Here is a 22,251-nt window from a genome sequence, read left to right on the forward strand (position 1 = left end):
CTGCGAAGCAGCCCCAATGGAGGCGACCGAGATCATCCTGGGAGTGGGTGATGCCTGGGTTGGGAGCGCTTCGCACTCCAGCGGGAGCAAGCTCCCTCGCCACGAGAACAGGTCATGCATGCGCGGCCTCCAGCACTATCCGCCCGCTTGAGCACGCCGCAACCCCATTGCGATAGGCGAAGTACAGCTTGCTACGCTCCCGATCAAAGCGCAGGTGCAGTTCGATGTGATCGCCCGGGCGCACCAGTTGCTGGAACTTGAGCACTTCCATGCCGGCGAACCGGGTTGGCAGGTCGAGCAATTGTTGGCCCAGGTTGAACGCCCATTCCACCTGCACCACCCCCGGCAATACCGGGGTGACCGGGAAGTGCCCGCTGAAATAGGCCAGGTCCGGTGGGATGCTCAGTTGCAAGGTCCATTCACCTTCGGTTTCGACTTGTGCCAACACCTCAGGCCCCTTGGGGCGAGGCGCCAGCAACAAGGCTTCGATATCGGCCTGGGGCAATTTGCCCTGGCTGTTCAGCGGCAGTTGGCGCAACAAGCGCCAGCGGCGTGGCAAGGCCAGGGCTTCGCAATGTTGGCTCAGGTGCTGGCGCAGGGTCTGGGTGAGCGTGCGGCGGCCCTGGTTGCGCAGGGCATGCAGCCCCGCGTCGGTGAGCACCACCACGGCACCCAGGGACGCACGGTTTTCCTGCACCACGCCCAGGCGGGTGTCGGCCACCCATTCATGGGCGATCAGCGCTTGTTCCAACATCGGCAGGGAGATGCGTTTTTCTTCCAGCTTGACGATACGGTCCAGGCGGCCCAGCAGTTCGAAGCGCCCATCGGCATGCAGACGAACGGCGTCGGCGGTCTGTTCGACATGCCCTTCGGGCAAGTACTTTGATGCGATGCGTAAAGCACCGTCGGCATCCTGGCTCAGTTGCACATCGGCAAACGGCTGCCAGGGTTGCGCGCCCTGGCGCCAGGCGATGCCACCGGTTTCCGAACTGCCGAGGATTTCTGTCGGCCATTGCTGCAAGCGGTCGTAGAGGCTCCCGGCCGCATCAACCGGCAACGCGCCACCGGAGGAAAATACCCGTGCAACCTGGCTCAGTGCCGGCCAGTCGAGGTTGTCGCCCATGCGTTTGAGCAGCGCCGGGCTGGCCACCCAGGCGAATTGCGGGTGCTCACGGCTGGCGCGCTGCATGTCTTCGGGGAACGCCAGTTGCTTGCGCACAAAGGTGCGGCCGGCACACAGCGGCCACAGCACGCGAAACAACAAGCCGTAGATATGCTGGGTGGCGACACTGCCGATGATGCAGGCGTCCTTGAGGTCTTTGCCCCACAGGGCTTCCAGCGCCTCCACCTCATTGGCCAGCTGGCGCAGGGACTTGTCGATGCGCTTGGGCTCGCCGCTGGAGCCGGAGGTGCACAGGCTCAGTTGGCAGTTGTCCAGGTTGAGGGCGGCGGCGCTCAAGGGCGTTTGATACAACGCGTCCAGGTCGCTGGCATCGACCAGCCAGGCGTCCACGGCAGTGGCCCAGCGTTGGCGCGTCTGGGGTTGCAGGTCGGCGGGCAGCAGCACGCTCGCACCGGCGCGCCAGGCGCCCAGCAGTGCAATCGCCAGCAGGCCGGCGTCTTCCAGGTGCACGGCCAGGCGCCGGATACCCCGGGCCTTGAGGCCTGCGGCGAGGCTCAGGGAGTGCTCGCACAGCTGCGCGTGATTCATGAGGGGCTCGGTGGTCACCCCGCGATCTTGCAGTGGCTCAAGCAGCAAGTGCTCAAGTTTCAACCCTTTCATACGCGGCCTCGAACCCTTTGTCGTACCAGCCATTCCACGGCAAACAACAAGCCCATCAACCCGTAGGCGATCAGGCCGTTGTACAACGTCCACCAGCTCAGCGGCGCCCACAGGGTGAGCGCGGCGGCGAGCAGGCCATTACAGAGAAAAAACACACTCCACACCAGGGTGACCCGGCGGGTATACACCACCGCGTGGGGCGGCAGGTACGGGTCGGTCATGCGTGCCAGGCGCTCGACTATCGGCGGGCCGTACTTCAGGCTCAGGCCGAACAGCGCCAGCATGAACCCGCTGACCAGGCTCGGGTACCAACGCAGCCACTGGGCGTTATCGAACCATGCCAGTGCCAGGCAAAACACGATCACCACCACCGCCATCCAACGGCTGCCCGGGCGCCGCGCAGCGGTGAGCGCGCGCAACAGCCACAGGCTGCCCAGCAGCAAGCCGAACTGCCAAGGTGCAAAGTGCTCGGTGCCGTAATACACCGCGAAGGGGTACAGCAGCCCCGCCAATAACAGGCCAAGGCCGATCAGCCGGCTCATGCGGCGGGCTGGACCAGACGGTACACCGCCTCTACCACGTCGTTCACCGTGCGTACCGCCTTGAACTCTTCGGCGGCGATTTTCTTGCCGGTCTGGCGCTTGATGTGGTCGATCAGGTCCACGGCGTCGATGCTGTCGATTTCCAGGTCCTGGTACAGATTGGCGTCGAGGGTGACGCGTTCCGGGGGCAGTTCAAACAGTTCCACCAAGGCGTCGCGCAGGGTGTTGAAGATATCGTCACGAGTTTGCATGGTACGGTCTCAAGCTGCCTGTCGGGCCGTGACGAATGCCGCAAGGCTGGCCACGTTGGTGAAGTGATTGCGGGTGTCCTTGGCGTCGGCATCGATTTTGATGCCGTAGGTTTTCTGGATCGCCAGGCCCAATTCCAGCGCATCGACCGAATCCAGGCCCAGGCCTTCGCCAAACAGGGTCTGGTCGCTGCCAATGTCGTCGGGGCTGATGTCTTCCAGGCCCAGGGCCTCGATGATCAGCGTCTTTATGTCGTGCTCAAGGCGGTGTTGGTCGCTCATCTTCGGCGAGCTCCTTAATGAAATAGTGATGCAGGTGATCGTTGAGCTTGCGTGAAGCCTGGGGCGCGGGCCCGACTGCGGCAAACGCTTGTGGCTCTATATCGGCGCCCACGCGCAAACTGAAGTGAAATCGACGGTGGGGAATGCGATACCAGGGTTCGGCCTTGGTCAGGGTGGTGGGGCTGACCTTGATCACCACTGGCGTGATGATTGTCGCACCGCGCAGCGCAATGGCCGCACCGCCGCGATGAAAGGCCGGCGCCGCGCCCGGCGTGGTGCGGGTGCCTTCGGGAAAGATGATCAGCGTCTGGCCGGCGCGCAGGGCGTCGGCTGCGGCATCGAGCATGTCGGCACTGCCGTCGTTGCTGATATAGCCGGCATCGCGCACCGGGCTGCGGGTGAACGGGTTCTGGAACAGGCTCTGCTTGACCACGCAGTTGGTCTGGCGCATCAGGCCGATCAGGAACACCACGTCGATCAGCGACGGGTGGTTGGCGACGATCATCTGGCCAGGGCGGCCAAGCTTTTCGGCACCCTCGACGCTGTAGGTGAGAATGCCCAGGCCCTTCATCAGGCGAATGAAAAACCAGAACAGGCAACTGATGGTGTGGCGTGCGCGCCGTTGGTGCTGGCTGGCGTCGCCCGGCAGGCAACTGAGCAGCGGAAACACCAGCAAACGCAGGCACAGCCCGCCGATGCCGAACAGGCAAAAGCTGAGGGCCGTGGCGAACAGGCGCCAATAATAGGCCTGCCGTGGCTTGTGTGTCAGGGCTTGCGTTGCCAGTTCCATACTCGGTTCTTCCAGGCATGTTGGCAGGCGCCCTGTTCGGTCAGCAGGGTGCGCAGCAGGTTCAGGGCGTGGGGCCACTGGGTTTGAGTGAGTTGGACAGTGCCGGTGGTGAGTTCCAGTTGCCACTCGTCGCCCGGCGTGAGCAACAGGCCGAGGGCATAGGGGAAGGGCACATCCGTAATCCAGCTGGCGTAGGCGTGGGGCGGTTGTTCTTCGGTGATCACCAGCAATACGGCGGCGGCGCCTTCGTTGAGCAGAGCGGCGGCTTCGAGCAGGCCATGTTCGAGGCCATCGCCAGCGGCGGCGAGGGCGGTCATCTCGCTGGTTTCATTGCGCAGGATCGACCACAGGCCAATCACCGCGTTATGCACCGAAAGGCTGAACTGAGTCGGCGACAGCGGCTGCTCGTTGGCCAGGTCGCTGAGGATGTCCAAGGTGCGCGGGGTTTCGCCGTGGCGGGAAATAAACACCAGTGGCAGGTCTTCAAGGCCCTCGGCCAGCGGCCAGCCGACGCTGAACGCCATGCGCGCCAGCCGGCTCAGACGGCGGCGCTGCATGGCTGGCAAAAATGACACATCGGGGGACGCTTCGCTGACAGGCGGCAACACCGGGTCCCGGCACCAGGCGTACCAGTCGTCCGCACTCGCAAGGCCAGGAGCCCAGGCGCGCCATTGGGCGATGTTGAAGTTGATCACTGAGAAGTTATCCCGCCCCTGCGGGCTTCCATGTGCGGCCAATGGCCCCGGATTCCGGGACAGGGAGCAATGGCCGTATGGCGCGCATTATCCCGGTGCCGTGGGGTTCTAGCAAATAGTGGTGAAAGTTTGTTCACTATTGATCACAAATAAGTTGGAAGAATTTACAGATTATCGGCGAGCGAAGGCCGGACTCGATCGTTGCGCGGTTTCCATTCATTTGTGAGCCAGGCAGCGCGTAAGGATGAACGAGGTAGCTAACCGGCGCTTTTGCGCTCTACACTCGGAGGATTCATTGATACACGGAGGTTTTTCCATGCGGCGCGTGGTGTTCAATCAAAAAGGCGGTGTGGGCAAGTCCAGCATCGCCTGCAACCTGGCGGCGGTCAGCGCCAGCGAAGGTTATCGAACCCTGTTGGTGGACCTCGATGCACAGGCCAACTCAACCCAGTACCTCACCGGGCTGACGGGCGACGACATCCCCATGGGAATCGCGGATTTTTTCAAGCAAACGTTGTCGACGGGGCCGTTTTCGAAGAAAAACAGGGTAGATATCTACGAAACCCCCTTCGATAACCTGCATGTGATCACCGCCACCCCGGAACTGGCCGACCTGCAGCCCAAGCTTGAGGCCAAGCACAAGATCAACAAGTTGCGAAAGCTGCTGGATGAACTGAGCGAAGATTACGACCGAATCTACCTGGATACGCCTCCAGCGCTGAATTTTTACGCGGTTTCGGCGCTGATTGCCGCCGATCGCGTACTGATCCCCTTCGATTGCGACAGCTTTTCCCGCCAGGCCCTGTATGGCCTGCTGGCTGAGATCGAAGAATTGAAGGACGACCATAACGAAGGCCTGGAAGTGGAAGGCATCGTGGTCAACCAATTCCAGGCACGGGCGAGCCTGCCGCAACAGATTTCGATGAGTTGATTGCCGAAGGGCTGCCGGTACTGCCGGTGTACCTGGCCAGCTCCGTGCGTATGCGCGAGTCGCACCAGGAGAGCAAGCCGCTGATCCACCTGGACCCACGGCATAAGCTGACGCAGCAGTTTGTGGAGTTGCATAACTTGCTGGAAAACGCCTGACCCAACAGGCAACACCGAACACTGTGGGAGCTGGCTTGCCTGCGAAGGTATCGACTCGGTGCGCCTGAATCACCGAGTTGACTGAATCGCAGGCAAGCCAGCTCCCACAGTTTTGATTGCATTTCGACAGGTGAGTTGGATTTGTCTCACAGAGTCTGTAGGACTCCTCTGGTAATTGGGCTTGTGCCTTGTAACCTTGCCTACAGCTACGCCAGAATCCGCCGGCTTGTGCGTCTGGATGGGCGTCTCTAAGGTTTGCCGGTCGCTGAATGTTCAGTGATCGGGTTTAGTAGCCCACTCAGACGAAAGCATGTGCATCGCTCCAAAGCATGGCGTTTTTTGCCTATCTTATGGTGGCTGTGCGCAGGGCGCCTTAGGGTGCGCCGGGTTTTGCTTTCGTTCTACCGGTCTACTAACCTGCGTACAGCTGCCGCCCCTTGTTTAGTAGCAAGAAGGCGATGGCCCTGGCAGAGAACGAAAATATGAATTTATTCACCGTTACACCCAACCTCCCCACCGAAACCCTCGTGCTCAACAGCTACGAAACCTTCTCCTCGGTGCGCACCTTGCTGCTCAACCTGTCCAACGACCTCACCGGCGAACACCGCGACGTAGCGCTGGCCATCCACCAGTTAAGCGAACTGGGCGTCATGCTGGTCAGCCAGATGATGGACCGCGAAGCCCCGCTGACCTAAAGCATGAAATGCATCTAATGTGGGAGCTGGCTTGCCTGCGATGGCATCACCTCGGTGTATCAGACCGACCGAGTCGCCTGCATCGCAGGCAAGCCAGCTCCCACATTGACCGAGTTGATTGAGGGGAATGTTTACACCCCCTGGCTGCTCAACCAACTCATCAACTGCGGCAACGGGAATGCCCCGCTCTGGCGCGCTACTTCGCGGCCGTTCTTGAACAGAATCAAACTGGGAATCGAGCGAATCCCCAACTGCGCCGACAGCTGCTGGTTAGCCTCGCTGTCCAGCTTCGCCAGCCGGCACTTGCCTTCCAACTGCCCGGCTGCCTGTTCGAATACCGGCGCAAACGACTTGCACGGCCCACACCAGTCGGCCCACACATCGACCAAAAGCGGCAGGTCGCCCTTGATCTGGCTGGCATAGTCACCCTGTTTCAAATCAAAGGGTTTGTTCAGCAACACCGACTGCTTGCAGCGCCCGCACTTGGGCGCGTCACCCAGGCGTTCGCCGGGGATACGGTTGAGGCCGTTGCAATGAGGGCAGGGGATTACAAGAGGTTCGGACATCGGAGGCTCCTTGGGGGCGGCTATGGGTTTCAGGACTTACGACGAACAACTAATCTCCAAATGCTTGCCCCAATTCGGCGGCCGTTGCGCGTACTGCTCCATGCCCGCTTGTTCCTCAAACGGCCTGGTCAGCACGTCATGCAGCCGCCGCACTTCGCTGTAGTCGCCTGATTCGGCGGCGGTGATGGCGTTTTGGGCCAGGTAGTTGCGCAGGATGTACAGCGGGTTGACCGCGTGCATGCGCTCACGGCGCTGTTCCTGGGTGTCATCCCCATCCCGTGCAACACGGGCCTTGTACCGCTCGGCCCAGGCATCAAACCCGGCCATGTCGACAAAGTCATCACGCAACCGCGCCACGGCTAACGTCGCCGATTCGTCGCCCAGGCGGCGCAAGAACAGCGTGTAGTCCACACCGCTGTTCTGCATCAGCTTGAGCAAACCCTCCACCAGCGTCTGGTCGTCTTCTTCGGCGGTGGTCAGCCCCAGCCGGCGGCGCATCAGGTCCAGGTAGTGCGCTTGATACAGCGGCAGGTACAGGCCGAGGGCTTCTTTCAGTGCCTCAACGCTGATGAACGGTGTAAGCGCCTGGGCCAAGGCGCTGAGGTTCCACTGCCCGATCGGCACCTGGTTGCTGAAGGAGTAGCGCCCTTCATGATCGGAATGGTTGCAGATGAAGTGCGCGTCAAAATCGTCGAGAAACGCGAAGGGCCCGAAGTCGAAGGTAATGCCCAGGATCGACATGTTGTCGGTGTTCATCACGCCGTGGCAAAAACCATAAGCCTGCCATTTGGCGATCATTTCGGCGTTGCGCTCGACGATCTCGCGGAACATCGCCAGGTAAGGCTCGGGTTGCTCGCGGCATTCGGGGTAGTGCAGGTTCAGCACGTGCTCGGCCAGTTCGGCCTGTTGCTCAGGCTTCTTGGTGTAATAGAAATATTCGAAGTGCCCGAAGCGAATATGGCTGTGGGCCAGGCGTAAAACCATCGCCCCGCGTTCCTGTTTCTCCCGCCATACCGGCGTGCTGGAGCCGATCACGCACAGGGCGCGGCTGGTGGGGATGCCTAGCGCATGCAGGGCCTCGGAGGCGAGGAATTCACGAATCGAAGAGCGCAACACGGCACGCCCGTCGCCCATGCGCGAGTAAGGCGTCATCCCGGCGCCCTTGAGGTGTAAATCCCAATGCTCGCCGGCCTCGTTATAGACCTCGCCCAGCAATAACCCGCGGCCATCGCCCAACTGCGGGGTGTAGCCGCCGAATTGATGCCCGGAATACACCATCGCCCGTGGTTCTGCCTCGGCCCACAGCTTGTGGCCGCCGAACAGCTCGGCAAATACCGGGGTTTCGGCCACGGCCGGGTCGAGGTCAAGCAGGGCCATGGCGGCCTTGCTCGCGACCACCAGGCGCGGCTCGTCGAGGGGCTCGGGCAGTACGTGGGTCGAGAATGCGTCGCCCAGGCGTGCGAAGCGGTTGTCGAAGGTCAGTTCGTCGAGGGCTTTCACCGGCCATCTCCAGCAGAATGTCCGAACATTCTGCTGGGGATAGGGCGTTTAGTCGAGTTTGCTGGGTGGCGGCTCCGGCGCATCCACGACTTTGCCTGCAGGAGGCTCGGGGGCGTCGGGGTTGTCGGGGGGCTCGGCGATGGTCTTGCGCTCGTCTTCGGCCGGCACCAATTTGTATTCCTGGCCGTGAAGATTCTTCAGGTAGATTTCCATCTGCCGGAACGAGATGTTGATGTGCTGTTTCTTGAACTCACGATTGATGTAGCGGTTGACCTCGTCCAACACCGGGTTGCGGTCGCCCAGGTCGCGAACATGCATGCGCAGTTCGTGGTCGAGGGTGCTTTCGCCGAAGTTGAGGAAGTACACGTGAGGTTCCGGCTCTTTGAGTACCCGTGGGTTTTCTCGCGCCGCCTTGAGTAGCAATTCCTTCACCAGGTCCAGGTCGGAGCCATAGTCCACGCCCAGTTTCAGGGTGACACGGGTGATGGTGTCGGTCAGCGACCAGTTGATCAGTTGCCCGGTGATGAAGGTCTTGTTGGGGACGATGATGTCCTTGTTGTCGAAGTCGGTGATGGTGGTGGCACGAATGCGGATCTTGCTTACCGTACCCGACAGGTTGCCGATGGTAATGGTGTCGCCAATGCGCACCGGGCGTTCGAACAAAATCATGATGCCGGAGATGAAGTTGGCGAAGATCTCCTGCATGCCGAAACCCAGGCCCACCGACAGCGCGGCCACCAGCCATTGCAGCTTGTCCCAGCTCACACCGAGTGTGGAAAGGGTGGTGACAAAGCCCACGCCGGCAATGATGTAGGACAGCAAGGTGGTGGTGGCGTAGGCGCTGCCTTGGGCCAGGTCGAGCTTGGACAGCACCAGGACTTCGAGCAGGCCGGGCAGGTTGCGCGCCAGGGCGAAGGTGATACCGATGATGATCGACGCACCCAGCAGGTCGCCGATGCTGATGGGCACCATGCTGATATTCGTACCTGTGCCGCTGGTGTATTCGTACAGGGTGACGTTGTCCAGGTAGGAAAATACCGAGATCAGGTCCGACCACACCCAATACAACGCCGCGATAAAGCCGCCGAGCAGGGCCAGGCGGATCAGGCGCATGGACTGCTCGTTGACCTGCTCGATGTCCAGGGTCGGCTCTTCGATCACTGCTTCGCCGTCACCGGCCTCCTTGGCTGCCTGGCGTTTGGCCAGGGCCCGGGCGTAGGCCAGGCGCCTTGCGGCAACACCCAGGCCGCGCACGAAGGTGGCTTCGATCACCAGCCAGAACATCAGCAGGTACAGGGTATTGATCAGCCGGTCGCTGAGTTTCAGCGCGGTGTAGTAATAGCCAAAGCACACGGCAATAAACAGTGCGATGGGCAGGGCGGTGAACACCACCCCGATAGCTTTGCGAAACAACGAGGCCTTTTCGTGGGTTGGGCTGTTCAGCAGCAGGCGGCCCAGCAGCCAGGCCATCAGCCCGTAGCAGGTCAGTACCACGGCGATACCCAACACGTCGTCAGCCAGCGCGGCCGGTTGATGTTCGGCAATCGCGACCACGGCCACCAACGCCAGTACCACCAGCCCGAGCTTGCGTATCCAGCCTTGCAGGAATTCGACCTGCGGCCTTTCCCAGCGAAAGTGCAGCTCCGCCACGCCGCCCGGCGCGAGGATGCGGTAGGCGGTGTAGAACACCAGCCAGGCCTGAGCGATCTGCAGCAAAGCCGCGCCCAGGTTGGCGTTCTGCCCGCGGGCGTCGATCTGCAACGCGTAGCCGCACAGCGCCAGGCCCAGAGCCACGGGCATCGCCAGCAGAATGTTGATCAGGATGGCCTGCGGCGTATGCCACTGGCTGTCGCGCTTGAAGTGGCCGATGTCCTGGTGAACCTTTTTCAGGCGCACATACAGCGCATTGCGTCGCCACAACAGCGCGCCGATCAGCAACAGCAGCGGCAGGAACAGCAGTGGGCGTTGGGTCAGGCCGTCATACAGCTCGCTGACGCTGGACGCCCAGGGCAGGGTGGTGACCTGTTTGCTCAGATGCGCCGGTACGGTTTCCAGCCATTCGGTGTCCAGCGGCTTGTTGCTGGGGATCCAGAACATTTGCTCGTCGAGCGTGGCGCGCAGGGTGCTGGCGGTGCTGAGCAGTTGTTTCTGGTTCAGTTGCAGGGTGATGGATTCGTTGAGCAGTGCACTCAGCTCGCGGCTCAGGCGTTCCAGCAGGTCGCTGCGGGTGAGCGCCACTTCCAGCAAGGTGCGGCGCAGTTGTGGGGTGACCTCATCCTGCGGCTGGTTGGCCAGCAGGTTGTCCACATAAGCGCTGGGAGAGGTGATCAGCTCACGCTGTTGGTTGACCTCGAACTGGTACAGGCGAATGTTGGCGATGTCGTCGGCCAGGTCTTTGTCCACGGTGAGACGCGGCAGGGCCTGCTTTTGTTTATAGAGAATCTTGGATAGCAGCAGGCTGCCCTTGAGCACGTTGATCTGCTCGTCCAGGGCCGAATCGCTTTGGGTCACGGTGTCCAGTTGCTGCTTGGTCTGCAGGTTTTTCTGGGTCAGGTCGTTGAGGCGGTCGGTGCTCTTGAGCAGGTAGTCGGACAGCTTCAGGTTGTCTGCGCTTTCCTTGGCCAGGATGCTGCTGCCGCCGGCTTTCTGCGCTTCGATGGACTGTTGGGTCACCGTCTGCTGGGACTGGGCCAGGCGTTTCTGGTTGATCAGGGTTTGCAGGTCCTGGATTTCTTGCTCCAGGCGTGCGGTTTTTTCCTGGATCAGGTCGTGCTGGCTGTTGCCCAGGTCTTGCAACTGACTGTTGCCGGCCAATTCCTGGCGGCGCAGGGGAATCAATACATTCAGGGCCGCCAGTTCGGCGTTGAGCTGGTTGCGCTGGTCGCCGCTGAGAGGTTTGCCATTGTCTTTGCCAAGCTTGAGCGTCGCGTTGATTTGCTGGATGCGCGTCTGGCTGCTGCTGATCTCGGTCTGGGCGCGCTCGGGGCGGGTCTGGGCGGCGATGGTCAGGCTGTTGGCGTCGGCCAGTTCTTTTTGCAGGTCGCCTTGCTGGGTGCTGCGTTGCACCAATAACTGCTCAAGCTGCGGCACCGGCAGGCTGGCGTAGCGTTGGGCCACCGGAATGATTTTGGTGGCCTTGAGGCGCGCCAGCTCACGCTGGTTCTCATTGGTCTGGCGCGGGGCCTCTTCCAGCTGGCGCTTGAGGTCGGCCAGGCGCTGCTCGTAGTCCTGCTGATTGCTCAGGTAGGTCAGGGTCTGTTGCAGGGTCGCCTGCAGCGCCTTCATGTCGGCGTCAGGCAGCTTGCGGTCGGGCAGTTTATCCAGGCTTTGCTGGACGGCTTCGGCGCTGGGCGGGTCGGCGGCGTATACGCTGCCAACACAAAGGGTTAGGCCCAGCAGGGCAGTGGCGAGAAAAGTACGCAGGGTTGGCATAGAGACCGGTCTTGCAAAGTGAAGAATCGGGGCGTCGTTGCCCGCAGTTTAGAGGAAGAGTCCGGGGCCCGGGCGACTTCCTTCGGGGAATCTGACGCCGACTTTGCCAATCTTGTTCCCGTCCATGACGGCGACGGTCCAGATGGTGTTGTTCCATTCCACCTGGTCGCCGACTACCGGTGCACCGCCAACCTTCTGGGTAATGAAGCGGCTCAATGGCATGTCCGGGTCGATACCTTCAAGTTTGAGCCCGTACAAGGCGGAAACCGCGCCCAGCTGGGCGTCGCCTTCCAGTACGAAGTCGCCGAAGAAGCGCAAATCGAGGCCCCGTTGCGGTGCCTGGCTGAACAGTTTGCCCAGGGCCGGCAGGTTGTGTTCGTGGCCGATCACACAGAGCAGATCGCCGACTTCCAGCACCGTACTACCCGACGGATGGAGCAGTTGCTGGCCGCGAAACAGCGCGGCGATGCGCGTGCCTTCGGGCATTTTCAGCTCGCGCAGGGCCGCGCCAATGCACCATTTTTCTGCGCCCAGGCGGTAGACGAACAACTCCCACTCGCTGGTAACGTGCACTTCCAGGGCCGCGCGGGAGATCGGCGCCGGGTCTGGCGGTACGGTGACTTTGAGCAACTTGGCCACCCACGGCAGGCTGGTGCCCTGCACCAACAGCGAGACCAGCACGATAAAGAATGCCAGGTTGAAGTACAGCTGCGCATGGGGCAGGCCGGCCATCAGCGGAAACACCGCGAGGATGATCGGTACCGCGCCGCGCAGGCCGACCCAGGCGATAAAGGCCTTTTCGCGCCCGTGGAACGCCTTGAATGGCAGCAGGCCAACCATCACCGACAGCGGCCGGGCAAACAGGATCATCCACAGCGCCAGGCCCAGGGCGGGCACGGCGATGGGCAGCAAATCGTGAGGCGTGACCAGCAGGCCCAGCACCAAAAACATCCCGATCTGCGCCAGCCAGGCCATGCCGTCAAGCATATGCAAAATGCCATGGCGGCTGCGCACCGGGCGGTTGCCGATCACCAGCCCGCACAGGTACACGGCTAGGAAGCCGCTGCCGTGCAGGGCGTTGGTCAGGGCGAAAACGAACAGGCCGCCGGCGATCACCAGGATCGGGTACAGGCCGTTGGCCAGGTTGATGCGGTTGACCAGTTGCAGCATCAGCCAGCCGCCGCCCAGGCCTACCAGGCCACCGATGCCGAATTCGCGGATCAGGTGCGTGAGCAAGCTCCAGTGCAGGCCGGTCTGGCCGCTGGCGAGCATGTCGATCAGGGTGACGGTGAGGAACACCGCCATCGGGTCGTTGCTGCCGGATTCGATTTCCAGGCTGGCGCTGACCCGTTCGTTGAGGCCCTTGCCACCCAGCAGCGAGAACACCGCTGCGGCATCCGTTGAGCCAACAATGGCGCCGATCAGCAAGCCTTGGATGATGTTGAGGTCGAACAGCCAGGCCGCCGCCATGCCCGTGAGGCCGGTGGTAATCAATACCCCCACCGTGGCCAGGGACAAGGCCGGCCACAGCGCCACGCGGAAACTCGCCACCCGGGTGCGCAAACCGCCGTCGAGCAGGATCACGGCGAGGGCGAGGTTGCCCACCAGATAGGCGGTCGGGTAGTTATCGAAAATGATGCCACCGCCATCGACCCCGGCGGTCATGCCCACGGCCAGGATAATCACCAGGATAGGGATACCCAGGCGTGACGAAAGCGAACTCACCAGAATGCTCGCAGTCACCAGCAACGCGCCGATCAAGAACAGGCTGTTGATGGTCGTCGCATTCAAAGGCAGTACTCCAGGGCAGGGGGAAGACAGGGCGCAAACTGACCATGCAGTCTGCGTGCCAGGGATTCTAACCTGTTGAATTGCTGCGCTGTCAAAAAGCTTTTGTGGCTGCACATCGCTCAAATGTGGGAGTTGGCTTGCCTGCGATTGCGGTGTGCCAGGCGCCATGGGCGTTAGCTGACAGATTGCTATCGCAGGCAAGCCAGCTTCCACAAGGTATGCGGTGTGAGCAAAGGCTTATTTCAGAGGCGGAACCTTCCGACCATCCCATTCAGATCCACCGCCAAGCGCGACAACTCACCGCTCGCCGCACTGGTCTGGCTGGCGCCGGTGGCCGATTGCACCGACAGGTCACGGATATTCACCAGGTTGCGGTCCACTTCCCGCGCCACCTGGGCCTGTTCTTCCGCCGCACTGGCGATCACCAGGTTGCGCTCGTTGATCTCCACAATCGCCGTGTTGATGGTGTCCAGCGACAGGCCCGCGCCTCGGGCGATGTTGAGTGTCGATTCGGCGCGCTCGGTGCTGTTGCGCATCGAATCTACCGCGTGTTCAGTGCCTGTCTGGATGCTGCCGATCATGCGCTCGATTTCGCTGGTGGACTGCTGGGTGCGATGGGCCAGCGCCCGCACTTCATCCGCCACCACGGCGAAACCACGCCCGGCTTCCCCGGCTCGAGCTGCTTCGATCGCGGCGTTCAGAGCCAGCAGGTTGGTCTGGTCAGCCAGGCCACGGATCACGTCCAGTACTTTGCCGATATCCCTCGATTCATTGGCCAGGTCGCCAATCAGGGACGCGGTGGCCTGCACGTCGGTACTCATGCGTTCGATGGCGCTGACAGTTTCCTGCACCAGGTCACGGCCGTCACCGGCAGAGGTGGTGGCGTTGCGCGAGGCTTCGGAGGTGCTCACCGCGTTGCGTGCGACTTCTTCCACCGCACTGGTCATCTCGTTGACGGCAGTGGCGGCCTGTTCGATTTCGTTGTTCTGCTGGGTCAGGCCACGGGCGCTTTCGTCGGTGACCGCATTCAGCTCTTCAGCGGCAGACGCAAGCTGGGTGGCGGAGCCAGCGATCCGTTGCAGTGTGTCGCGCAGTTTGTGTTGCATCTTGGCCATGGCCGCGAGCAGGCGCCCGGCTTCGTCGTTGCCGTCCACGGTGATCGGGCGCGTCAGGTTGCCTTCGGCCACTTCTTCGGCGGCTTCTAGCGCCTGGGCGATGGGCAGGGTGATGCTGCGGGTCAGCAACCAGGCAAACAGCAAGGTCAGCGCCGTGGCAATCACCAGCAGGCCTACCACCAGGTCAAAGGCCATGTCGTATTGGTCTTTGGCGCGCTGGTTGGTGGCGTTGGCGTCGTCGTTATTGATATCCAGCAAGCGGGTCAAGACCGCATTGACCTGCTCGGAGTTGTCCAGCAACTCGGTGTTGAGCAGGCTGCGCAGCTCGTTGACCTGATTGGCGCGAGACAGGCTCTTCATGCGCTCTTCAATCTGGCGGTACTGGCCCAGCAAGCGGACGTACTCGTTATAAGCGTTGCGCTCTTCGGTGCTGGTGATCAGTTTTTCGTAGATGTCCTGGGCTGTGCGAATCTGCTGATTGCGCAGTTCAAAGGCTTCCAGGGTCTTTTGCTGTACATCCGGCTCGCGGTTGGTCAGCAAGCGGTACGACAGCACGCGCAGGCGCAGGGTCAGTTGAGTGAGTTCATCCACGGCGCGAATGCTGGGCACGCTGGCTGAGGTAATGTCTTCGGTGGCTGCACGAATTTTGCTCATCTGGTTCAGGGCGAACACACCGAGCAACAACATCAAGGCGCCAATAAATGCGAAGCCGAGGAAGGCCCTCGGGGCGATATTCATATTACGAAGAGACATGCTGGAGTCCTGGGGGAGGCGCTATCCATGCGGCCATGAGACGAGGTGTGCCCGCCTTATCGGCCATGCGACTAAAGTCTTAAAGGGGCGCGCGCTTTTGTCGCATCGGACCAAGTGTTGGGTGAGTTCAGGAACCAGATCGGGTAAATGCAGTCACTAAGGCTCGAAAGTGCGGCCCGGCCTTGCATCATCGGGCTGCGCGGCCAGGGATAACCCTGGCATCCGAGGTGAATTTTCTTTATCGTCACCGCCCTTTTTAAAAGCCCGAGAAATCAAAATGTTAGAAGCATCCCTCAGCCAATTGGAACAACTGGTCAGCGACCTCGTACAGCAGAATCAAGAATTGCTGGGCAGCAACGAATCCCTCAAGGCCGAGTTGGCCCGCGCCAAGGACGAAAACGACAGCCTGCAACTGAACCTGATGGAACAGGAAGAAAAGCACGGCGCCACCGCCGCCCGCATCCAGGCGCTGGTTGAGCGTGTAAGTGCAGGGCCCGTCAGCGCATGAGTGAGGGCATAAAGGTCGTTTCGATTCTCGGAGAGGATTACTCGATCAAGGCACCGGCCGGCGAAGATCAGACCCTGATGCATGCCGTGACCATGCTCAAGGCCTCCCTGGCGGTTACCAAGAAAAAGTACCCGACCCTGATCGGTGACAAACTATTGGTACTGGCCGCGCTGAACCTGTGCGCCGAGCAGATTGAAATGCAACAGGCTCACCAGCAGGAACTCGACCGTTACCAAGAGCAAGTCAGCGCCACGGTCGATGTGATTTCCAAGGTGATCGGTCAGCCTTAGAACCACTCGTCTTGCATGCCCAGGCACGTATCGTCGCGTGCCTCCAGAATCGCCAGTTCATGATGGCAGCTTGGTACTTCCCAGGTCAGGAAGTACCGGGCGGCCTGGAGCTTGCCCTTATAAAAGGCCGCGTCAGCCGCTTCCCCCTTGGCCAGCCCTTCTTCGGCGCGGATCGCCTGTTCCAGCCAGCGCCAGCCAATCACCGTATGCCCGAACACTTTCAAGTACAGCGCCGAGTTCGCAAGGCTGCTGTTGACCTTGCCTTGGGCGAGATCGGTCAGCAGGCCAATCGTGACGCTTTGCAGCCGGTTTACCAGTTGCTCCAGAGGCTCTCGCAGTGCCGTGAGTGAAGGGTGCTTTTGCGCCCGGGCTCCGGTTTCGGCGATCAGGCGGGTCAATTGCTTTAAGCCGGCGCCGCCGTTCTGCGCCAATTTGCGCCCGAGCAGGTCTAGGGACTGGATGCCGTGGGTGCCTTCATGGATGGGGTTCAGACGGTTGTCGCGGTAGTACTGCTCCACCGGGTATTCGCGGGTGTAGCCGTGGCCGCCAAGAATCTGGATCGCCAGCTCGTTGGCCTTGAGGCAGAACTCCGACGGCCAGGATTTGACGATCGGCGTAAGCAGGTCCAGCAGTTCGTGGGCTTGTTTGCGCTCAGTGTCGGTTGCCAGGGTGGTGGTGTCGTCGAATAGCCGCGCCGCGTACAGGCCGAGATCAAAGGCGCCTTCCACATAGGCTTTCTGGGTCAGCAGCATGCGCTTGATGTCGGCATGCTGGATGATCGCCACCGGTGCGGTGCTCGGGTCTTTGCTATCAGGCAGGCGCCCCTGGGGCCGTTCGCGGGCGTAGTCCAGGGAGTAAAGGTAGCCGGCGTAACCGAGCATCACCGCGCCCATGCCCACGCCGATGCGTGCCTCGTTCATCATCTGGAACATGCAGCTCAGCCCCTGGTGCGGCTTGCCCACCAGGTAGCCGACACAGTTGCCGTTATCGCCGAAGTTAAGCGCCGTGGACGTGGTGCCGCGCCAGCCCATCTTGTGGAACAGCCCCGCCAGCAGCACATCGTTGCGAGCGCCCAGGCTGCCGTCATCGTTGACCAGGAACTTGGGCACGATAAACAGCGAAATGCCCTTCACGCCTGCGGGAGCGTCCGGCAATTTGGCCAGCACCATGTGCACGATGTTTTCCGACAGCGAATGGTCGCCACCGGAGATAAAGATCTTGTTGCCCTTGAGCCGATAACTGCCGTCAGCCGCTGGTTCTGCACGGGTCCGAATGTCCGACAGGGAGGAACCGGCATGGGGCTCGGTCAGGGCCATGGTGCCGAAGAAGCGCCCGTCGATCATTGGCTGCAGGAAGCGTTGTTTCTGCTCCTCGGTGCCGAAGCTCTCAATGAGGTTGGCGGCGCCCATGGTCAGGAACGGGTAGGACGTCGAGGCGGCGTTGGCCGATTGGAAGTGCGCGAAACAAGCTTGGGACAACAGGGTCGGCAGTTGCATGCCGCCTGCTTCAAAGCTACGTGCTGCGTTGAGGAAGCCGGCTTCAAGGAAGGCGTCCACGGCGGGTTTGACCTCCGGAATCAGGATCGCCTGGCCGTTTTCATAGCGCGGTTCGTTTTCGTCGTTCTTGCGGTTGTGAGGGGCGAAGTACTTTTCTGCGATGTTACGCGCCGTGCTGATCGCGGCATCGAAGGTTTCGCGGTTGTGTTCGGCAAACCGCTCGCGCTGGGTCAGGCCCTCGGCATCGAGGACTTCGTACAGCTCGAAAGCCAGATTGCGGGAACTGAGCAGCGTCTCGGACATGGCGGCGTACCTTTGAAGGAATTGGCCTGAGTCTAAGTGCGCGAATGGAGAGTGGATAGCAAGATTGATTTAAGTGATAGAAGGGCAGAACGCTGGCGCGAGGTGGAGCGCGATCAGTGTGGGAGCTGGCTTGCCTGCGATGAGGCCGTGTCAGTCGACATCTATGTCACTGGCTCACCGCTATCGCAGGCAAGCCAGCTCCCACACTTTTGCCGCGTTGTATCAGTTAGCCAATGGTCATCAGGCTGGCGTTACCACCCGCTGCAGCAGTGTTAACGCTCAAAGCACGCTCGATCACCAGACGCTCCAGCGCAATCGCCGTTTCGCCTTGCGACATGCCATGCACCCCGACAATTGCCCCACCGCGCTGCGCCACTTGCTGGCACACCGCACGCAGTTGGTCGGAATCACCGTGATGCAGCACGGCGTCAAACACCACGTCGTCCTTGGTCCAGTCGGCCACGCGCTTGATCTTCGCCTGAATCTCTTTAGGCAGGCGCGGGAACAAGGCCTTGGTCAGCTCGGTTTCCGGCCATACCGCCGAACCGCCGACGGCCAATACCGCCGCCAGTTGGGTCAGCAGGTCGCCTTCCACTTCGGCCAGGCACAGCACGTGCTCGCGCGGCAGGATGGCGTAGCTGTTGCGCTCGCCGGTCGGGCCGGCCAGTTGGCGGGTGATACCGCTCTGCGATTGGGCGGCGAACTGCGTGCACAACGCGCTCAGTTCGCTGAACTTATTGCCATCGGCCCAGGTTTTCAGGGTGGTCAGCGATTGGCTCATGGCATCGCGCAGGCGCACGTCCGGCGCCGCCAACTTGTCGCCCCGCACGAAGGATTGCTCGATCGCATCGGTAGGACGAGTCGACAGCAAGCGATACAGGTACAGCGGGCCACCGGCTTTGGGGCCAGTGCCGGACAGGCCCTCACCGCCGAACGGCTGCACGCCGACCACGGCGCCAACAATGTTGCGGTTGACGTAGACGTTACCGGCATTGACGTTGTCGATCACCTTGGCGATGGTCTCGTCGATGCGGGTGTGCACGCCCAGGGTCAGGCCGTAGCCGGAAGCGTTGATCTGGCCGATGAGCTGGTCGATCTCTTTGCGCTTGTAGCGCACTACGTGCAGTACCGGGCCGAAGATCTCGCGTTGCAGCTCGTCGAAGCTTTCCAGCTCGATCAGGGTCGGCATCACGAAGGTGCCGCGCTTGATCTCTTCACCGTCGGCAATCGCCACCTGGTAAACGTTGCGGCCTTTGTCGCGCATGGCCTGGATGTGTTTCTCGATACCGGCCTTGGCTTCGGCGTCGATTACCGGGCCGATGTCGACCGACAGGCGTTCCGGGTTACCCAGGCGGCATTCAGCCATGGCGCCCTTGAGCATTTCGACCACACGGTCTGCCGAATCTTCCTGCAGGCACAGTACGCGCAGGGCCGAACAACGTTGACCGGCGCTGTCGAAGGCCGACGATACGACGTCGATCACCACTTGTTCGGTCAGCGCCGAGGAATCGACGATCATCGCGTTCTGGCCACCGGTTTCGGCGATCAGCGGAATCGGGCGACCCTGGGCATCCAGGCGACCGGCGACATTGCGTTGCAGCAGGCGCGCCACTTCGGTGGAACCGGTGAACATCACGCCTTTGACGCGATCATCACCCACCAGGCGGGCACCGACGCTTTCGCCCTGGCCTGGCAGCAATTGCAGCACACCTTCCGGAATACCGGCTTCAAGCAGGATACGTACGGCCTGGGCAGCCACCAGCGGCGTCTGCTCGGCAGGCTTGGCCAGCACCGGGTTACCGGCAGCCAATGCCGCAGCGACTTGACCGCTGAAGATCGCCAGCGGGAAGTTCCACGGGCTGATGCACACCACTGGGCCCAATGGGCGGTGGGCGTCATTGGTAAAGTCGTTGCGCGCCTGCACTGCGTAGTAGCGCAGGAAGTCCACGGCTTCACGCACTTCCGCGATGGCGTTGGCGAAGGTCTTGCCGGCTTCACGGGCCAGCAGGCCCATCAGCGGCTGGATCTCGCCTTCCATCAGGTCGGCGGCGCGTTCCAGGATGGCAGCGCGTTCGGCGGGCGGGGTGGCCTGCCAGATCGGCGCGGCGCCGATGGCGCACTGGATGGCGTTGTCGACGTCTTCGACGGTGGCCTCCTGTACCTGGCCGACCACATCACGCAGGTCGGAAGGGTTCAGCACCGGTTGTGCCGCTTCATTGCTGGCGGCGCAACCGAGCATCGGTGCGGCTTTCCAGTTGTTGTGAGCAGTGGCGAGCAGGGCGCAGGACAGCGAGGCCAGACGATGTTCGTTGGCCAGGTCGATACCGGCCGAGTTGGCGCGGTCGCTGCCGTACAGGTCACGCGGCAAAGGGATGCGCGGGTGCGGCAGGCCGAAACCGCCTTCCTGGGTTGCCATTTGCTCGATACTGGCCACCGGGTCGGCTACCAATTCCTGGATCGAGATGGACTGGTCAGCGATACGGTTGACGAACGAGGTGTTGGCGCCGTTTTCCAGCAGGCGGCGTACCAGATAGGCCAGCAGTGTTTCGTGGGTACCAACCGGCGCGTATACACGGCACGGACGGTTCAGCTTGCCTTCGGAAACCTTGCCTACAACCTGTTCGTACAGCGGTTCACCCATGCCGTGCAGGCACTGGAACTCGTACTGGCCGGGGTAATAGTTCTGACCGGCGATGTGGTAGATAGCCGACAGGGTGTGGGCGTTGTGCGTGGCGAACTGCGGGTAGATGACTTCCGGCACCGACAGCAATTTGCGTGCGCAGGCAATGTAGGAAACGTCGGTGTATACCTTGCGGGTGTAGACCGGGTAGCCTTCCAGGCCTTCGACCTGGGCGCGCTTGATTTCGCTGTCCCAGTACGCGCCTTTTACCAGGCGGATCATCAGGCGATGGCGGCTGCGGCGGGCCAGGTCGATGACGTAGTCGATCACATACGGGCAACGCTTCTGGTACGCCTGGATCACAAAGCCGATGCCGTTCCAGCCAGTCAATTGCGGCTCGAAGCACAGGCGCTCGAGCAGGTCCAGGGACAGCTCCAGGCGGTCGGCTTCTTCGGCGTCGATGTTCAGGCCGATGTCGTACTGCTTGGCCAGCAAAGTCAGCGACAGCAGGCGCGGGTACAGCTCATCCATCACACGCTCGTACTGCGCACGGCTGTAGCGCGGGTGCAGGGCGGAGAGTTTGATGGAGATGCCCGGGCCTTCATAGATCCCACGGCCATGGGAGGCTTTGCCGATGGAATGAATGGCTTGTTCGTACGAGGCCAGGTACTTCTGGGCGTCATGTTCGGTGAGTGCGGCTTCACCGAGCATGTCGTAGGAATAGCGGAAGCCCTTGGCTTCGAATTTGCTCGCATTGGCCAAGGCTTCGGCGATGGTTTCGCCGGTGACGAACTGCTCGCCCATCAGGCGCATGGCCATGTCGACGCCCTTGCGGATCATCGGCTCGCCGCTCTTGCCGATGATGCGGCTCAGGGACGAGGTCAGGCCTGCTTCGTTGTGGGTCGACACCAGCTTGCCAGTCAGCAGCAGGCCCCAGGTAGCGGCGTTGACGAACAGCGATGGGCTGTTGCCCAGGTGGGGCTGCCAGTTGCCGGTGCTGATCTTGTCGCGGATCAGCGCATCGCGGGTGCCTTTGTCCGGGATACGCAGCAGCGCTTCGGCCAGGCACATCAGCGCCACGCCTTCCTGGGACGACAGGGAGAATTCTTGCAGCAGGCCCTGAACAATACCGGCACGGCCGCCGGCACTCTTCTGATTGCGCAGTTTTTCGGCAATGCTCGCGGCCAGCTTGTTGGTGGCTTCGGCCATCGGGGCCGGCAGGCGCGCCTGTTCGATCAGCATCGGTACCACTTCCGGCTCGGGGCGGCGGTAAGCGGCGGTGATTGCGGCACGCAATACCGATTGCGGCAGGATGCTCTCGGCGAACTCAAGGAAGCACTGGTGGGAGTGGTCGGCCTGGACCTCGCCGGCGTCATCGGCCTCCTTGCTGCTCAAGCCATTGAGCTCGGACAGGGTTGCACCACCCTCGAGTTTCTCCAGGTAATTGAAAATCGCCTGCTTGATCAGCCAGTGCGGCGTGCGATCAATGGAGGTCGCGGCGGCCTTCAGGCGTTCGCGGGTCGGGTCGTCGAGTTTGACCCCAAGGGTGGTCGTTGCCATTTTTTTATCCTCATGGGTGCCACTACCGAGTGGCATCTGCTGGCGGCAAGATTAGCTTTGCCCATCCTGAGGTGCAACCGGGTGCAACCCTTTTGTTGGTTAAATGTTCGACGCTTGATCGGAAAAAAATAAACACACGACCGAATCCGCTCCGCGCTGGTGCATTTGCTTCTGAGATCGGCTGTTCTTGCTCCGA

Annotated in this window: 16 protein-coding genes and 2 pseudogenes; 4 read left to right on the forward strand and 14 right to left on the reverse strand. The window is 61.6% G+C overall.

Annotation, left to right across the window (positions count from 1 at the left end):
- Positions 1–112: 112 nt before the first annotated feature.
- Genes JJD66_RS10530 through JJD66_RS10555 form a run of 6 tightly spaced genes read right to left on the reverse strand, consistent with a single transcriptional unit; the run spans position 113 to position 4,340 of the window.
- On the reverse strand, positions 113–1,783 hold the full coding sequence (locus JJD66_RS10530; RefSeq protein ID WP_200648107.1) for an ApeI family dehydratase: 1,671 nt from the start codon (positions 1,781–1,783) through the stop codon (positions 113–115).
- Complete coding sequence (locus JJD66_RS10535) at positions 1,780–2,325, reverse strand: hypothetical protein (RefSeq protein WP_200648108.1); 546 nt, start codon at positions 2,323–2,325, stop codon at positions 1,780–1,782. Before JJD66_RS10535 ends, JJD66_RS10530 begins: the two co-directional genes overlap by 4 nt.
- Positions 2,322–2,576: an acyl carrier protein gene (locus tag JJD66_RS10540; protein ID WP_003187949.1), complete on the reverse strand. Its 255-nt coding sequence runs from the start codon at positions 2,574–2,576 to the stop codon at positions 2,322–2,324. Before JJD66_RS10540 ends, JJD66_RS10535 begins: the two co-directional genes overlap by 4 nt.
- A 9-nt stretch (positions 2,577–2,585) precedes the next feature.
- Positions 2,586–2,855 (reverse strand): phosphopantetheine-binding protein, encoded by a 270-nt coding sequence (locus JJD66_RS10545; protein WP_105225508.1) that lies wholly within the window; start codon positions 2,853–2,855, stop codon positions 2,586–2,588.
- Entirely contained in the window at positions 2,833–3,645 is an 813-nt protein-coding gene (locus tag JJD66_RS10550) for a lysophospholipid acyltransferase family protein (RefSeq protein WP_003187953.1), read from the reverse strand. The genes JJD66_RS10545 and JJD66_RS10550 overlap by 23 nt, the downstream gene beginning before the upstream one ends.
- Positions 3,621–4,340, reverse strand: a complete 720-nt coding sequence (locus tag JJD66_RS10555; protein WP_054896224.1) for a beta-ketoacyl synthase chain length factor — start codon at positions 4,338–4,340, stop codon at positions 3,621–3,623. Before JJD66_RS10555 ends, JJD66_RS10550 begins: the two co-directional genes overlap by 25 nt.
- A gap of 316 nt (positions 4,341–4,656) precedes the next feature.
- Here JJD66_RS10555 and JJD66_RS10560 point away from each other — a divergent pair.
- Together JJD66_RS10560 and JJD66_RS10565 are read left to right on the forward strand one after the other, a co-directional pair.
- A pseudogene (locus tag JJD66_RS10560) lies at positions 4,657–5,426 on the forward strand (ParA family protein).
- A gap of 482 nt (positions 5,427–5,908) precedes the next feature.
- Complete coding sequence (locus tag JJD66_RS10565; protein WP_198848412.1) at positions 5,909–6,121, forward strand: DUF6124 family protein; 213 nt, start codon at positions 5,909–5,911, stop codon at positions 6,119–6,121.
- A gap of 131 nt (positions 6,122–6,252) precedes the next feature.
- Here JJD66_RS10565 and trxC read toward each other — a convergent pair whose 3' ends face one another.
- The 6 genes and pseudogenes from trxC to JJD66_RS28475 form a co-directional block, all read right to left on the reverse strand.
- A complete protein-coding gene (gene trxC / locus JJD66_RS10570) occupies positions 6,253–6,687 on the reverse strand; it encodes a thioredoxin TrxC (RefSeq protein ID WP_105225511.1) in 435 nt (144 codons plus the stop codon).
- Positions 6,688–6,723: 36 nt separating this feature from the next.
- Positions 6,724–8,187 carry a protein adenylyltransferase SelO gene (gene selO / locus JJD66_RS10575; protein WP_200648109.1) on the reverse strand — a complete coding sequence of 488 codons (1,464 nt, stop codon included), beginning with the start codon at positions 8,185–8,187 and terminating at the stop codon, positions 6,724–6,726.
- Between the two features lie 48 nt (positions 8,188–8,235).
- A complete protein-coding gene (mscK, locus tag JJD66_RS10580) occupies positions 8,236–11,619 on the reverse strand; it encodes a mechanosensitive channel MscK (protein ID WP_200648110.1) in 3,384 nt (1,127 codons plus the stop codon).
- Positions 11,620–11,667: 48 nt separating this feature from the next.
- A complete protein-coding gene (locus tag JJD66_RS10585) occupies positions 11,668–13,410 on the reverse strand; it encodes a potassium/proton antiporter (RefSeq protein WP_044270843.1) in 1,743 nt (580 codons plus the stop codon).
- Positions 13,411–13,652: 242 nt separating this feature from the next.
- Entirely contained in the window at positions 13,653–14,525 is an 873-nt protein-coding gene (locus JJD66_RS28470; protein ID WP_370694794.1) for a methyl-accepting chemotaxis protein, read from the reverse strand.
- A gap of 30 nt (positions 14,526–14,555) precedes the next feature.
- Positions 14,556–15,278 (reverse strand): annotated as a pseudogene (locus JJD66_RS28475) (MCP four helix bundle domain-containing protein); the annotation flags it as partial.
- A 277-nt stretch (positions 15,279–15,555) separates the two neighbouring features.
- Between JJD66_RS28475 and JJD66_RS10595 the strand changes: the two are divergent.
- Positions 15,556–15,786, forward strand: coding sequence for a hypothetical protein (locus JJD66_RS10595; RefSeq protein ID WP_003187970.1), 231 nt, complete (start codon positions 15,556–15,558; stop codon positions 15,784–15,786).
- Complete coding sequence (locus JJD66_RS10600; RefSeq protein WP_003187971.1) at positions 15,783–16,076, forward strand: cell division protein ZapA; 294 nt, start codon at positions 15,783–15,785, stop codon at positions 16,074–16,076. The genes JJD66_RS10595 and JJD66_RS10600 overlap by 4 nt, the downstream gene beginning before the upstream one ends.
- Here JJD66_RS10600 and JJD66_RS10605 read toward each other — a convergent pair.
- Together JJD66_RS10605 and putA are read right to left on the reverse strand one after the other, a co-directional pair.
- Positions 16,073–17,875: an acyl-CoA dehydrogenase gene (locus JJD66_RS10605; RefSeq protein WP_200648111.1), complete on the reverse strand. Its 1,803-nt coding sequence runs from the start codon at positions 17,873–17,875 to the stop codon at positions 16,073–16,075. The two genes, JJD66_RS10600 and JJD66_RS10605, sit on opposite strands and share 4 nt — an antisense overlap.
- Before the next feature lie 226 nt (positions 17,876–18,101).
- A complete protein-coding gene (gene putA, locus JJD66_RS10610) occupies positions 18,102–22,055 on the reverse strand; it encodes a trifunctional transcriptional regulator/proline dehydrogenase/L-glutamate gamma-semialdehyde dehydrogenase (protein WP_200648112.1) in 3,954 nt (1,317 codons plus the stop codon).
- Between the last annotated feature and the right edge of the window lie 196 nt (positions 22,056–22,251).

The sequence above is a fragment of the Pseudomonas sp. MF6751 genome, assembly GCF_016613265.1.
GTDB classification, from domain to species: domain Bacteria; phylum Pseudomonadota; class Gammaproteobacteria; order Pseudomonadales; family Pseudomonadaceae; genus Aquipseudomonas; species Aquipseudomonas fluorescens_BV.